We start from the raw sequence: 13,558 nt of genomic DNA, 5'->3' as shown, positions 1-13,558 counted from the left end.
ACTATAGTGAACTGTAGCGCTATCGGTTGGAGATTGAAGCCGTGCCGGCGATTCATCTGCTGGCATTGGCGAACCTGCAGCAAGCCGGTCAGGGCTCGGCATAGAAACGGGCACCGAGGCAGGATTCGCGCTTTCCAATGGCTGGGACGCCTCTCGATAACACTTGGCATAGGTCCGGGGATCATGGGGAAGCTTCAGTTTTGTGCGCCATTTCTGGGTCGTAGGCGGTTTCTACGCAATTGCGTCCTGCTGGGCATTGGGGGCGCGGTATTCGGCACCGTTTCGCGGGCGACGCCAAAGCCGCAGGCCAAGTCCGAGTTCGTCGTCATCAATGGATGGGTATTGCCATCTCAGTACTTCCGGGACGGGCAGGCATGATCAAGGACTATCAAACGCAAAAAGAACTGCGTGACGCCTATGATTTCTGCGTTGTCGGTGCAGGCCCGGCCGGTATAACCCTGGCGATACGCCTGGCCAAGGCCGGTTGGCTCGTGGCGCTGCTGGAAGGCGGCGGAGTCGAACACTCGGAACGCTCCCATGCGCTCTACACGTGTACGTCCACAGGCCTTGAGTTGTACCCGGCCGAGACACGTCTGCGTTTTCTGGGGGGTACGTCCAACCATTGGGCGGGCCGCTGCCGTCCTTTCACACCCTCCGATTTCGCCGTTGCGCCCCCCGGCGACTTGCCGGGTTGGCCCATCCCCTATTCGGAGGTGGAGCGCTACCTGCCAGCGGCGATGGACATTGTCGACCTGCCTAAAGGGGCCGACTTTCGCCCGATAAATACCGGCCTCAAAGGCGGTGATTTCGAGGCTGACGTGTTTCTGCTCAGCCCCCCGACGCGCTTTGCACAAAAATACGAAGCGGAACTCAAGCAGACCGATGGCCTGGATGTGTTCATCAACTGCAACTGTGTCGACCTGGAGTTCGACAGCGCCTCGGGCAGCGTGACAGCCGTGGTGGTGTCGGACTACGACCGTCAACGCGAGCGTCTGAAGGCCAAGCACTTCATCCTGGCCACGGGCGCCATCGAGAACGCCAGGCAGTTGCTAAACAGCAAGTCCCTTCAGCAGGCGGGTATCGCCAACAAGGAAGGTTGGGTCGGGCGTTGCTTCATGGAGCATCTGAATGTCGACCTAGGTTCTTTCATCCTGAAGGAGGGGCAAGCCACCGACCGCCGCCAGTACTACACCACCGATGCTTTCGTCGCCGAGTATCACGCTGGCAAGGGCAATGTTTCGGCGACCGTGGTGGAGGAGGTGCAGACCTACGGGCGGACCGCCGAAGTCAAGAACTTCCTCGAGAACCTGGCATGCGATTGGGGCGTGGCCAGCAAGATCGAATGGATTGCACAGTTCAGTTGTCCAGGTGACGGCGTAATCGGGACGATGATCGAGCAGTTCCCCAACGCGCAGAGCCGGATCTCGCTGCTGGATGAAAAAGACGCCCTGGGCATGGCCAAGGTGAATGTCAATTGGGTGCTCAGCCCTACCGATCGACACACCATCAAGTGCATTGGCAGTGAGCTCGCCAAGCAGTTCGCCGAAGCACAACTTGGCTTCGTCAAGCTCAACCCATTCGTCTACGACACCTCCATACCCCTGAAAATGTCGCCGCACGCCCATCACATGGGCACAACGCGCATGGCTGCATCGGCGCAGCACGGGGTCGTGGATACCGACTGCAAGGTTTTTGGGACCGAGAATCTCTACGTGGCAGGGAGCAGCATCTTTGCCACCGGCGGGGCTTCGAACCCGACCATGCCACTGCTGCAATTCGCGCTGCGGCTGGTGGATCACCTCAATGACAAGATGCGCACGACGAGCCGAACGGTTGTCTGAAGGAGGGCAATGGCGCCAGTGGGGCGCGACAGCGACAGCGCGGTTGATAACGGGTTGAGTGCGAGGCGGTCAGTACCAACAAGAACGAGACCGAAGTCGCCTCAGGGACAGTCCATGATCGCATTACGTGCGAGGCCAGCAACATGATCGGATGGATACGCAGCGCTTTGAAGCATTACGCACTCTCAACAGGACGTGGCGGTTCGCTTTACAAAAAGATTTGCCACCCCAATGCCAGGGATTGGGGAGAGTACCTGACACGCTGGGGCAAGTTCTACTCGGTTGGGGGCAACCTGCATGTGAACGTGGGCTGCAACGTGACGGACCCTGTGCTGGTGCGTCTGGGCACCAACGTGGGGCTGTCGGACTGTACCCTTTTGGGCCACGATGGCGTCGCCGCCTTGATTGGCGTGTGCTATGGCAAGCATCTGGATTCGGTGGGCTATATCGACATTCGCGACAACTGCTTCATCGGCCACGGGGTCATCGTCATGCCCCGGGTGACCATCGGGCCCGACTCGGTCGTTGCCGCAGGTGCCGTGGTCACCAAGGACGTCCCGCCCGGAACGGTGGTGGGCGGCAACCCGGCCAAATTCATCTGCACCACCGAAGAACTGATCGAGCGAGTAGAGCGGCGCTGTGAGGCATACCCGTGGGCCGACCTGATCAAGCAGCGCAAAAGTGGCTATGACCCGGTAATGGAACCGAAGCTGGCGGCCATGCGGCGCGAGTATTTCTTCGGGGAGGGCAACAATGGATAGAAAGCCCGTCGATGTGATGGTGGTGAACTTCAACACGGCATCCTTGCTGCAGCCGATGTTCGATGCCCTGCGCAAGGCCAGGGGCGAACAGCTGGCAAGTTACCTGGTGGTGGACAACGCCTCGGTCGACGACTCGGTGGCGCGCATGGCCCAGGTCTGCCCCCAGGCATTGTTGGTCAGCAACAAGCACAATGTCGGTTTTGGGCGGGCCAATAACCAACTGCTGGAACACCTGCAGGGTAAGTACGCGCTGTTGCTCAATACCGATGCATTCGTGGCAAGCGACACCCTGGACAAGACTCTCGAATACATGGAGGCCCATCCGGAGTGCGGTGTGCTGGGCGTACGCCTGGTGGGGCGTGACGGTGATCTGCAGCCCTGTTGCCGATACTTTCCGACCCCTTTGAACATCTTCGTCTCCCGAACCGGGCTGGACCGGTTCTTCCCTGGCTTGAAGATGGTCGACGAAATGAGCTGGGACCACGGCACGGTCCGCGAATGCGATTGGCTGCCGGGCTGCTTCTACCTGGTTCGCCGTGAAGTACTCGACCAGGTCGGTCTGTTCGACCCTCGCTACTTCTTGTATTACGAGGAAGTGGACCACTGCAAGCGCGTCAAGGAGGCAGGCTGGAAAGTGGTGTTCTACCCGCACACCACCGTGGTGCATATCGGCGGCGAAAGCTCCAAGTCGGTGGCGGAACTGGAGGCGGCCAGCCGGCAGATTTCCACCTATCAGATTGAAAGCGAACTCCTGTACTTCCGCAAGCACCACGGCGTCACGGGGTTGATCCTGCACATGCTGCTGGTCAGTCTCGGCGATGCGATCCTGGCCCTCAAGGCGCTGTTGAAAGGGCGTGGCTGGGCGGCTATCAAGGCGTGCTGGCTGCATACCCAAGCCACCTGGTCGTCACTGTTCGCGACCCGGTTCGCACGCCAACCCACACGGTAGGTTAAACCATGTTCGAGAACATTCGTGCCGACCTGCGAGCACATGGTGGAGATTGGGGGGCCCAGGGCTTCTGGGTTCTGCTGGTCTACCGGTTCGGTCGCTGGCGCTACGGTGTGCGCCCAGCGATCCTGCGCAAGCTCTGCTCGTTGGTCTACAGAGTGCTGTTCAAGCTGATTCAGATCATCACGGGGGTTGAGTTGCCCTGCGAGGTGGTGATAGGCCGCAATTTCGTCATCGACCATTTTGGCGGCATCGTGATCAGCGGCTACGCGCGCTTTGGCGATGACTGCCGGATTCGCAATGGGGTGGTGGTGGGCTTGAAGAATGTGGAGGAGCCTATCGCGCCGGTGTTCGGCAACAATGTCGACATTGGCACCGGGGCCAAGGTGCTGGGCAATATCCGCATTGGCAACAACGTACTGATCGGCGCCAATGCCGTGGTCCTCACCGACGTGCCGGACAACTGCGCGGCGGTGGGTGTCCCGGCCACCATCAAGGCGAGAAAGCCGGTCGAGGCCAATTTGTGTTCCTGAGGTAGCCGCAGGGCAGCGCGGTAAAAGGCGTGTTTCGTTCAAGGCAGACGAGTGAGGCCCAGGGTGACAGGCATCGGAGTCGTGATAATCGGCCGTAATGAAGGGCTGCGCCTGGAGCGTTGCCTGGCCTCCGTGGCAGGCTGTGCGGACACGGTGGTGTATGTCGACTCGGGGTCCACCGATGGCTCGGTGCAGCACGCCTTGGACCAGGGTGTCGAGGTGGTGTCGCTGGATCTGTCCATCCCGTTCACAGCAGCGCGTGCACGCAACGAAGGCTTTGCCCATTTGCACGGGGTAATGCCGTCGCTGCGCTTGGTACAGTTCGTCGATGGCGATTGCGAAGTGGTCGCCGGTTGGCTTGAGCAAGCCCAGGCTTTTCTGCAGGCGCATCCAGAGGTTGCCGTGGTCTGCGGTCGGCGTCGCGAGCGGTACCCGCGGCATTCGATCTACAACCTGTTGTGCGATCTGGAATGGGACACACCACTGGGTGAAACCAAGGCGTGCGGGGGCGACGCGCTGATACGTGCCGAAGCCTTCCTGGCGGTGTCGGGCTTTCGTGCCGACCTCATCGCCGGCGAAGAGCCCGAGATGTGTGTGCGGCTGCGCGCCGGCGGTTGGAAGATCTGGCGACTGGGCGTGGAGATGACCCTGCACGATGCCGACATGACCCGTTTCAGCCAGTGGTGGCGGCGGAGCATGCGAGCGGGTTACGCCTTCGCCCAAGGGGCGCACTTGCATGGCGAGACGCCCGAGCGACATTGGCGCAGAGAATCTCGTCGGGCCTGGTTCTGGGGCCTGGGGCTGCCGCTGGCCAGCGTGGTGGCCAGCCTGTCATTGGGCAGTGTCGGGCTGCTGCCACTTCTGATCTACCCTTTGCAGACGATGCGCCTGGCACGCCGTGGTGGGCGAACATGGCGTGAGAACTGGCTGCAGGCGGTGTTTCTGGTGCTTGGGAAGTTCCCCGAGATGGTGGGGCAGGCGAAGTTTCTTTTGAACAGGTTCGGCGCTGGCAAATCCGCGCTGATCGAGTACAAGTGAGAAACCCATGACATATCGGTCGATCGTGAAAAGCGTGCTCACACTGCAGCCCGGTTACTCGCTACGGGCACTGAACAACAAGCTCAAGCTGGGAATACTGATCATCAAGCAGCGGGAAGACCTCAAGGCCTTCGTGGCGCGCATGTCGGCAGCACTGGGCCCCAAGGGGTTCAAGGCGCTGGGTTTCGACAGCATTGGCGTGGTGCAGTGGCCCTACATCAGCAAGGCGTGGGAAGCGCCGCAGCGGCTGGATGCGGTAGCGTCGCACTATGAAGTGGTCGCCGAGCAGTTCCCGAGGCTGTTGCTGATGGGGCGTGACGAGCATCAGGTGCTGTGCGATCTGTCGGGGTATTCCAGCCAGTGCACCCTGGTGCTGGACCGGCCTGTCTGGTTCCGGCGCGAGGGGGAGTTGGTGCTCAACCTGTTCCAGGGCGACCTGCGTGTGGCATCACTGGCCTTCAGCCTTGGCAGTACCGGGGGTGAAGTCTTCGTGCTGATCGGTGCCGTGCAGGGAATACACAAGGGTATCGACAGCGAAAGGTCGTTGAGTATCTACCGGGACCTGACCAAGGATTTCGAAGGGCTGCGCCCGAGAAGTTTTTTGATCGAAGTCCTAAAGTGCCTGGCCAGAACCCTTGGCGTTGCCCGTATCTATGCGGTCGGTGACCGCTATCGGCACCATCGTCATCGCTATTTCGGCACCGAAAAGGCCGACGATCTGGCGGCCAACTACGACACCATCTGGCTGGAGAACGGCGCATCGCCGTCGGAGCGCGAGGACTTCTTCACGATTCCGCTGGAGGCCGCCAGACGCTCGGCCGACGACATCGCCCCGAAAAAGCGGGCGATGTACCGCAGGCGTCACGCCATGCTCGACGATGTGTTTGGCCATATCGAGGGCATGTTCCCCGTTCAACCCGCAGCCTGGCCATCACCACTACAGCAGGGACAGGAAACGTTGCATCACCTGACGAAATCGGGGGACAGGCCAGTGACCAACAGCCTGGAGTAACGGGCTGGAAACGACTGAGCAAGCCTGGTCATTCATCACGCGGGCATCGACTTGGATTCCTATGCGCATTGCTTATTTCATCAATCAGTACCCGAAGGTCAGCCATAGTTTCATTCGACGGGAAATCCTCGCCCTGGAACGCCAGGGCATGGAGATCCAACGCATCGCCCTGCGTGGCTGGGATGCCCAATTGCAGGATGACGAAGACCTCGCAGAACGCGACAAGACCCTCTACGTGCTCAAGGACGGCCTGAAGGGGTTGTTCATGCCGTTGTTTGAGGTATTACGTGCCCAACCGCGGCGCTTCATGTCGGCGCTTGGCCTGGCGCTGCGCCATGGGCGGCGGGCCGACCGCCCCTGGCCGTACCATCTGGTCTACCTGGCCGAGGCCTGCCGTGTAGTGCAGTGGCTGCAGGCATTCGGCGCCGAGCACGTGCATGCGCATTTCGGCACCAACTCCACTGAAGTGGTAATGCTGGCCAACGCCCTGGGCGGGCCGAGCTACAGCTTCACCGTGCACGGGCCGGAAGAGTTCGACAAACCGCAGTTTCTCCATATGGGCGAAAAAGTGCGGCACGCCGCCTTCGTTGCCGCGGTGAGCTCCTATGGGCGCAGCCAGCTTTACCGTTGGGTAGCCCATGAGCATTGGGCGAAGGTGAAAGTGGTGCATTGCGGCCTGGAGCGCTCGTTCCACGAAGTGCCAGCGGTCGACGCGCCGGCGGTGCCTCGGCTGGTGTGCGTGGGGCGGCTGTGCGAGCAAAAGGGGCAATTGCTGTTGCTGGAGGCTGTACGTCTGCTGGCGGCACGGTCGGTGCCGTTCGAGGTGGTACTGGCCGGCGACGGTGAGATGCGTCCACCCATCGAAGCTTTCATTGCGCAGCATGGCTTGCAAGGGCAAGTGCGCATCACCGGCTGGATCAGCAGTGCCCAGGTCCGTGAGGAGATCCTCGCCGCCCGGGCACTGGTGCTGCCCAGTTTTGCCGAGGGCCTACCGGTGGTCATCATGGAGGCGATGGCCTTGCGCAGGCCGGTGTTGACGACCTACGTGGCCGGTATCCCCGAACTGGTCCGCCAGGGCGAGAGTGGCTGGTTGTTCCCGGCAGGTGCAGTGGAAGAATTGGCCGACGCCATGGCCGAATGCCTGGACCAACCTGCCGAGGTACTGCAGAAAATGGGCGATGCGGCGTATCGCCGTGTGTTGCAGCGCCATGATATCGACACCGAAGCGGCCAAGTTGGCTCATTACTTCAGGACCTGCGCATGATTACCGTGCTGGGATGGCTGTTGGTGGCGGTTTCACTGGTCATGCTGCTGCCAGTGCTGGTGCTGTTCACCCAGGTGCTGGCGGCCTGCCTGCCAACACGCTCACCGCCGGTGCTGGCCGGGGCGCGCCCCCGCGTGGCGGTGCTGGTACCGGCGCACAATGAATCACCGGTGATTCGCGCAACGCTCGACAGCATCCGCCCGCAATTGCGCGAGGGCGATCGGTTGCTGGTGGTGGCGGACAATTGCACCGACGACACAGCGGCACTGGCACGTTGCACGGGGGCGCAAGTGGTCGAGCGCCAGCATGCGCACCTGCGCGGCAAGGGTTATGCGTTGGACTTCGGCGTGCGCCACTTGAAGGATGACGCGCCTGAGGTGCTCATCATCATCGACGCCGATTGCCGGGTGGCAGAGGGTGCTATCGAACGTCTGGCGTGCGCCTGCGCTGCAGCCGATCGGCCGGTGCAAGCGCTCTACCTGATGCATGCACCCCAGGGGGCGGGGCTGAAGGTTCAGGTCGCCGAATTTGCCTGGCGTGTGAAGAACCTTGTGCGCCCCCGGGGCTGGGCTCGATTGGGCCTGCCGTGCCAGCTCATGGGAGCAGGGATGGCATTGCCCTGGCATGCGCTGGCCTTGGTCGACTTGGCCAACGGGCATCTGGTCGAGGATCTGAAGCTGGGCTTGGATTTCTGCCAGCGCGGCAAACCGCCTGTGTTCTGCAGCGATGCGCAGGTCACCAGTGTCTTTCCGAGCAGTCAGGAGGGTTTGAACACCCAACGCACCCGTTGGGAGCACGGTCATCTGGGCGTGCTGCTGGCGGATGCCCCCAGGCGACTTGCGGCTGCCTTCACGCAACGCAACGGCGCACTGCTGGCCATGGCCCTGGACCTGATGGTGCCGCCGCTGGCGCTGCTGACGCTTTCCTGGGTGGCGCTGTTCTGCATTTCATGGCTGGCGGGCGTGTTGTTCGGGACCTGGCTGGCGGCCGTGATCGCCAGTGCTGCGATGGGGCTGCTGATGGGGGCGGTGTGGCTGGCGTGGTGGCGCTTCGCACGGCGTTTGATCTCGTTTTCGGTGCTGCTGTACGCACCGTTCTATGCCGCCAGGAAGATCCCTCTGTACCTGGGTTTTCTGATCAAGCGCCAGGTCGATTGGGTGCGCTCGAAGAGGGACGACGGCTGATGGACAAGCACCCCTGGCAACAGCGCTGGAAGACGATCCTCGGCAAGTTGCGGGTGGTCAGCGATCCGGCGGACGAGCAGCGGATACTGGCAGCGCTGTCAGCGCCACTGGCGCCGACCGTGCTGGGTTTCGTCAACGCCCATGCCATGAACCTGGTGGTGGGTGATGCGCAATACGGCCATGCGTTGTCAGGCGCTGACGTGCTGCTGAGGGACGGGGCAGGCATGTCGATCCTCTATCGCCAGCTGGGCCTGGACCCTGGCCTGAACATGAACGGCACCGACTTCATCCCAAAACTGTTGCAGAGCTACAAGGGGCGTCGCGTGGCGTTCTGGGGGACCCAGGAACCCTTCCTGAGCCAGGCGGTGGCACACGCTGCGAGCGTTCATGGCGTAGTGCCTGTTTCGATTCACCATGGTTTCGCCGATGCCGACACTTATCTCGAACTGGCGCGCGAGGTCCGCCCGGAGCTGATCGTTCTGGGCATGGGCATGCCTAAACAGGAGGCCGTTGCCGTCCAGCTGGCGCGGGCTGCCTCGCCGTGTCTGATTGTCTGTGGTGGGGCCATCCTGGATTTCCTAGGGGGCAAGGTCACCCGCGCGCCCCGCTGGATACGGCGCCTGGGCGGCGAATGGGCGTTCCGCTTGTTCAGGGAGCCTAAACGGTTGTTCGTGCGCTATGTGCTGGGCAATCCGCTGTTTCTGCTGCGCACCTGGTTGCTTAGCCGGCGGGGCGTGTGAACCGGCCAAAAGCAAGGGCAGGAGGGCACTGCGACCACGCGGGTGACACGGCGCTGCTACAGTTGATTACAACCGCCTCGTTGGCGGGCTGGGGTGGGGCTTTCATTGGGCGTCGGGCTTTCAGGCACTGAAAGCGGCTGTTGCGCCCGTTGAAGCGGATGCAAAGACGTTTGCTACGCTCACATAGATGAGGTCGGAGAATGGTTTTCGAACCCAGAAGCAGTCGCTCCTTACTCCAGCGCAGAAGCAGCGTCAGCAACGCCATTCAAGCTGGCCTCGATGGAATCGCCGTCACCGGTATCGCCTGGTACTTGATCTACACCCAGTTCGGCTACATCACTTCCGACTACGTCATCATGCTGCTGTTGCTGATCGGCGCGCTGGCGGTGGTCTACGACCACTATGCGATCTACCGCAGCAATGCCAAGCTCAGCATCAAGGCCTTCAGGCTGTTCAAGGCTTGGTCGGTCACGTTCTGCTTTCTCGTGGTCATGGCGTTTCTCACCAAGCAAAGCGAGACCTACTCGCGCTTACTGGTGGGCAAGCTGTTCGTGATCGGTTACTTCGCCCAACTATTCCTGCACATCGCCGTGTGCGAGGTACAAAAGCGCTTCATGACCCACGGGCTGGACAATGCCCTGATCATCGGCACAGGGGAGCTGGCCAACTTCCTGCATCAGAAGATCAGCAACAACCCTTGGCTTGGCGAGCGGGTAGTGGGCTGTGTGCTGATGGAGGCGGGGCAGGACAATGGCAAGGACGGCGTTGACGGCAAGCAGCGCTTGCCGGTGCTCGGGCATGTTGGCGACCTCGATGAAATCGTCACGCGCCATGCGGTGCGCACGGTCTACCTGGTCACCCCCTTGGGCGGATCGGAGGTCATCAGCGAGGTTTACCTCAAGCTGCTCGACAGGTGCATCGCCGTCAACTGGGTGCCTGACATCTTCTCGCTGCGCCTGATCAACCACAGTGTGCGTGAAATTGCCGGTATTCCCGTGTTGACCTTGTCCGAGACGCCGTTGACGGGGATGAGCCTGTTCCTCAAGAACCTGGAGGACAGGGTGCTTGCCGCGCTGATCGTGCTGTGTGCATCACCGGTTCTGTTGGCGATTGCCGCTGCCATCAAGCTGGACAGCCCGGGGCCGGTGTTCTTCCGCCAGGAACGCACCGGCTGGACCGGCGAATCGTTCCGCATCTGGAAGTTCCGCAGCATGCACGTCCACCAGCCGGAAGCTGGCGTGGTCAAACAGGCGCAAAAGAACGACCCACGGCTGACCCGGGTAGGCGCATTCATCCGCCGCACCAGCCTGGATGAACTGCCGCAACTGTTCAATGTGCTGACAGGTGAAATGTCGCTGGTGGGGCCACGTCCCCATGCCCTGCAACATGATTCGCTGTATTCCCAGGACATCGTGGATTACTTCGCGCGCCACAACATCAAACCGGGTATGACCGGTTTGGCCCAGGTGCGCGGCTTCCGTGGGGAAACCAAAGACATCGAACAGATGATCCAGCGCGTGGACTCCGATATCGAGTACATCAACAACTGGTCGTTGTGGTTGGACTTCGTGATTCTGGTGCGAACGCTCAATGCCTTTACGGGCAAGCACGCCTATTGAAGCCATCAGGGCTGCCCAGTCGCAGCTTGAAGCTTCCGTTGAGCATTGCTTCAGTCCTGAGCGTGCAGAGGGTGTAACGCCCGAAACCCTTCGGCTTCTTCGACCAGCCAGTCATGCACCGCACGCGCCCCTGGCTGGCTCAAACCGCCAGGCGCGTAGTGCAGGACATAGCGTTTGTGGTTGGCGATCGGTACACCGAACGGCACGATCAGCGCGCCTCGTTCGAGTTCGTCGTTGAGCAGTGTGCGCCGGGCGATGGCGACGCCAATGCCGGCAATGGCGGCTTCGATGGTCAGATGGTTGCGGTTGAAGGTATGGCCGCGGCGTACATCCAGTCCACGGGCACCAATGCCGTCCAGGTAGAACTCCCACTCGGCATACTCGGAACTGCCGCGCCAGGCCGTAATGTCGTGCAGCAAGGGGTAGTGCACCAAGTCCGCTGGCCCGTGCAACGGTGGGCGCCCCCTTAACAGCGCGGGCGAACAGACCGGGAAGATCTGCTCGTCCAGCAATGGCGTCGACAGCATGCCGGGATAGCTGCCGTCGTTCAGGTCGATGGCCAGATCGAAATCATCCGGGTGCAATGCCTGGGCACTGTCCTCGGCCACCAGGCGCAGTTCGATATCCGGGTAGCGCTGTTGGAAGCGTGGCAGGCGAGGGGTGAGCCATTTAGCCAGGAAGGAAGGAATCGACCGCACGCGCAAGGTGCCACGAATCTCCCCGGCATCCAGGCGCAGCAACTCGGCCTCGATGCTGCCATAGGCTTCGGCCACGGTCTGGGCCAGGCGCTGGCCCTCGGCACTCAGTTCCACGCCCCGCGCCCGGCGCAGGAACAGCTGGTAACCCAGGCGCTCTTCGAGCTGGCGCATCTGCTGGCTGACGGCGCCGGGGGTGATGTGCAGTTCCTGGGCGCAGCGGGTGAAAGACAGGTGTCGGGCCGCACAGGAGAACACATGCAGCCAGACGAACGTCTGGCCATTGAGTTGTCGTCTCATCTTTTAGTTAAGCTAAAGCCTTGCTTAGAAAGTTTCGTTGGTCATCCGAAGGTATGCGCGGCAGTATCGCGCAACTTCGTATCACCGTTCAATTTTTCCGGAGGTCCGTGCAGCGGCGTACGTGGCTGGCACGGTCAGGCATTAGCATGACTATCAGTGTTTTCGACCTATTCAAAATCGGCATCGGCCCGTCCAGCTCTCACACAGTGGGCCCGATGCGCGCGGCGGCAAGCTTTGCCCTGGCCCTGCGTGAGCAGGGGTTGCTGGGGCGGATTCGTCGGGTGCAGGTGCGTCTTTACGGCTCGCTGTCGGCCACCGGCGTGGGTCATGCTACAGACCGCGCGTGCCTGCTCGGCCTGATGGGTCAGTGGCCGGACCGCATCGACCCGGCAACCATCGAGCCGCGAATCGGGCAACTGATGCAAGAGCGATGTCTGATGCTCGATGGCAGCCACCCGCTTGCGTTCGACTATGACCGCGACATGCTGTTGCTGGACGAAAGCCTGCCGTACCACCCCAATGCCATGACCTTGGAGGCACAGGGTGAACAAGGGCTGCTGTTCAGCCAGACCTACTACTCGATTGGCGGTGGCTTCATCGTCGAGCAGGGCGAAATCGACGCACCGCGCGACGACGCGCATCGCGTTACCTTGCCCTACGAGTTCTCCAGCGCCGACCAACTGTTGGCCTTGTGCAAGGCCCACGGCCTGAGTGTCAGCCAGTTGATGATGGCCAACGAGCGCGCCTGGCGTTGCGAGGAGGACGTGCGCCAGGGCCTGTTGGGTATCTGGTCGGCCATGCGCGAGTGTGTCGCCAATGGGCTGCGCAACGAAGGCATCCTGCCGGGCGGGCTAAACGTCAAGCGCCGCGCCGCACGCCTGCACCGCAGCCTGCAGGAGCTGGGCAAGCCCAATGTCATCGGCTCGACCCTGAGTGCAATGGAGTGGGTGAACTTGTTCGCCCTGGCGGTGAATGAAGAAAACGCTGCCGGTGGTCGTATGGTCACTGCACCCACCAACGGTGCGGCAGGGATCATTCCGGCGGTGCTGCACTACTACATGAAGTTCAACCCCGACGCCTGCGATGACGATGTGGTGGCATTTCTGCTGGCGGCCGCTGCGGTTGGCATCCTGTGCAAGAAGAACGCGTCGATCTCGGGTGCCGAGGTGGGGTGCCAGGGGGAGGTGGGTTCGGCCTGCTCGATGGCTGCCGCCGGTCTGGCCGAGGTGCTCGGCGCCACTCCCGCGCAACTGGAGAACGCTGCGGAGATTGCCTTGGAGCACAACCTGGGCCTGACCTGCGATCCGGTCGGTGGTCTGGTACAGGTGCCTTGCATCGAGCGCAATGCCATTGCTGCGGTGAAGGCAATCAATGCCGTGCAGATGGCCCTGCGCGGCGATGGCGAGCATTTCATTTCCCTTGACCGCGTAATCCGTACCATGCGCGACACGGGGGCAGACATGCATGCCAATTACAAGGAAACCTCGCGAGGTGGTTTGGCGGTGGCGTTCGTGGAATGCTGAAGACGCGCTGAAATATGATTGTAAAATGGCATGTAAGACAATAGGTTACAGTCGATACTTTGAGTAAATTATCGGATAAGTATCTACTTAAAGTCATAT

At 61.4% G+C, this 13,558-nt stretch carries 12 protein-coding genes; 11 read left to right on the top strand and 1 reads right to left on the bottom strand.

Features of this window, described 5'->3' with window-relative positions:
- Nucleotides 1-374: 374 nt before the first annotated feature.
- The 10 genes from C4Q26_RS26720 (at nt 375) to C4Q26_RS26675 (ending at nt 10,941) form a co-directional block, all read left to right on the top strand.
- Nucleotides 375-1,841 carry an FAD-dependent oxidoreductase gene (locus C4Q26_RS26720; protein ID WP_104883965.1) on the top strand — a complete coding sequence of 489 codons (1,467 nt, stop codon included), beginning with the start codon at nt 375-377 and terminating at the stop codon, nt 1,839-1,841.
- A 143-nt stretch (nt 1,842-1,984) separates the two neighbouring features.
- Nucleotides 1,985-2,602: an acyltransferase gene (locus tag C4Q26_RS26715; protein ID WP_027907576.1), complete on the top strand. Its 618-nt coding sequence runs from the start codon at nt 1,985-1,987 to the stop codon at nt 2,600-2,602.
- Complete coding sequence (locus tag C4Q26_RS26710) at nt 2,595-3,551, top strand: glycosyltransferase family 2 protein (protein ID WP_023380470.1); 957 nt, start codon at nt 2,595-2,597, stop codon at nt 3,549-3,551. Before C4Q26_RS26715 ends, C4Q26_RS26710 begins: the two co-directional genes overlap by 8 nt.
- A gap of 8 nt (nt 3,552-3,559) precedes the next feature.
- The gene (locus tag C4Q26_RS26705) at nt 3,560-4,084 is read left to right on the top strand and encodes a serine O-acetyltransferase (protein ID WP_027907575.1); all 525 of its coding nucleotides are present in this window, start codon (nt 3,560-3,562) and stop codon (nt 4,082-4,084) included.
- A gap of 63 nt (nt 4,085-4,147) precedes the next feature.
- Nucleotides 4,148-5,122 carry a glycosyltransferase family 2 protein gene (locus C4Q26_RS26700; RefSeq protein ID WP_104883964.1) on the top strand — a complete coding sequence of 325 codons (975 nt, stop codon included), beginning with the start codon at nt 4,148-4,150 and terminating at the stop codon, nt 5,120-5,122.
- 7 nt (nt 5,123-5,129) lie between these two features.
- The gene (locus tag C4Q26_RS26695; RefSeq protein WP_104883963.1) at nt 5,130-6,134 is read left to right on the top strand and encodes a DUF535 family protein; all 1,005 of its coding nucleotides are present in this window, start codon (nt 5,130-5,132) and stop codon (nt 6,132-6,134) included.
- Between the two features lie 61 nt (nt 6,135-6,195).
- Nucleotides 6,196-7,398 carry a glycosyltransferase gene (locus C4Q26_RS26690; RefSeq protein WP_023380474.1) on the top strand — a complete coding sequence of 401 codons (1,203 nt, stop codon included), beginning with the start codon at nt 6,196-6,198 and terminating at the stop codon, nt 7,396-7,398.
- Nucleotides 7,395-8,582 (top strand): glycosyltransferase family 2 protein, encoded by a 1,188-nt coding sequence (locus tag C4Q26_RS26685; protein WP_023380475.1) that lies wholly within the window; start codon nt 7,395-7,397, stop codon nt 8,580-8,582. Before C4Q26_RS26690 ends, C4Q26_RS26685 begins: the two co-directional genes overlap by 4 nt.
- The gene (locus C4Q26_RS26680) at nt 8,582-9,322 is read left to right on the top strand and encodes a WecB/TagA/CpsF family glycosyltransferase (RefSeq protein WP_104883962.1); all 741 of its coding nucleotides are present in this window, start codon (nt 8,582-8,584) and stop codon (nt 9,320-9,322) included. The genes C4Q26_RS26685 and C4Q26_RS26680 overlap by 1 nt, the downstream gene beginning before the upstream one ends.
- A gap of 200 nt (nt 9,323-9,522) precedes the next feature.
- Nucleotides 9,523-10,941, top strand: coding sequence for an undecaprenyl-phosphate glucose phosphotransferase (locus tag C4Q26_RS26675; protein WP_104883961.1), 1,419 nt, complete (start codon nt 9,523-9,525; stop codon nt 10,939-10,941).
- 50 nt (nt 10,942-10,991) lie between these two features.
- Here C4Q26_RS26675 and C4Q26_RS26670 read toward each other — a convergent pair whose 3' ends face one another.
- Entirely contained in the window at nt 10,992-11,936 is a 945-nt protein-coding gene (locus C4Q26_RS26670) for a LysR substrate-binding domain-containing protein (protein WP_023380479.1), read from the bottom strand.
- A gap of 146 nt (nt 11,937-12,082) precedes the next feature.
- On the opposite strand from C4Q26_RS26670, the gene C4Q26_RS26665 reads away from it, so the two are divergent.
- Nucleotides 12,083-13,459 (top strand): L-serine ammonia-lyase, encoded by a 1,377-nt coding sequence (locus C4Q26_RS26665; RefSeq protein ID WP_104883960.1) that lies wholly within the window; start codon nt 12,083-12,085, stop codon nt 13,457-13,459.
- Nucleotides 13,460-13,558 lie beyond the last annotated feature (99 nt).

This window comes from Pseudomonas sp. SWI44, from assembly GCF_002947915.1.
Lineage (GTDB): Bacteria > Pseudomonadota > Gammaproteobacteria > Pseudomonadales > Pseudomonadaceae > Aquipseudomonas > Aquipseudomonas taiwanensis.
Note: the sequence above shows the minus strand (reverse complement) of the source record. Positions and strands in the feature narration are given on the sequence as shown.

What these genes read in the sequence shown, in the direction of transcription:
- C4Q26_RS26675 (WP_104883961.1), top strand. Translation starts at nt 9,523, where the DNA reads ATGGTTTTCGAACCCAGAAGCAGTCGCTCCTTACTCCAGCGCAGAAGC.
- C4Q26_RS26720 (WP_104883965.1), top strand. Translation starts at nt 375, where the DNA reads ATGATCAAGGACTATCAAACGCAAAAAGAACTGCGTGACGCCTATGAT.
- C4Q26_RS26710 (WP_023380470.1), top strand. Translation starts at nt 2,595, where the DNA reads ATGGATAGAAAGCCCGTCGATGTGATGGTGGTGAACTTCAACACGGCA.
- C4Q26_RS26690 (WP_023380474.1), top strand. Translation starts at nt 6,196, where the DNA reads ATGCGCATTGCTTATTTCATCAATCAGTACCCGAAGGTCAGCCATAGT.
- C4Q26_RS26665 (WP_104883960.1), top strand. Translation starts at nt 12,083, where the DNA reads ATGACTATCAGTGTTTTCGACCTATTCAAAATCGGCATCGGCCCGTCC.
- C4Q26_RS26685 (WP_023380475.1), top strand. Translation starts at nt 7,395, where the DNA reads ATGATTACCGTGCTGGGATGGCTGTTGGTGGCGGTTTCACTGGTCATG.
- C4Q26_RS26695 (WP_104883963.1), top strand. Translation starts at nt 5,130, where the DNA reads ATGACATATCGGTCGATCGTGAAAAGCGTGCTCACACTGCAGCCCGGT.
- C4Q26_RS26670 (WP_023380479.1), bottom strand. Translation starts at nt 11,936, where the DNA reads ATGAGACGACAACTCAATGGCCAGACGTTCGTCTGGCTGCATGTGTTC.
- C4Q26_RS26715 (WP_027907576.1), top strand. Translation starts at nt 1,985, where the DNA reads ATGATCGGATGGATACGCAGCGCTTTGAAGCATTACGCACTCTCAACA.
- C4Q26_RS26680 (WP_104883962.1), top strand. Translation starts at nt 8,582, where the DNA reads ATGGACAAGCACCCCTGGCAACAGCGCTGGAAGACGATCCTCGGCAAG.
- C4Q26_RS26705 (WP_027907575.1), top strand. Translation starts at nt 3,560, where the DNA reads ATGTTCGAGAACATTCGTGCCGACCTGCGAGCACATGGTGGAGATTGG.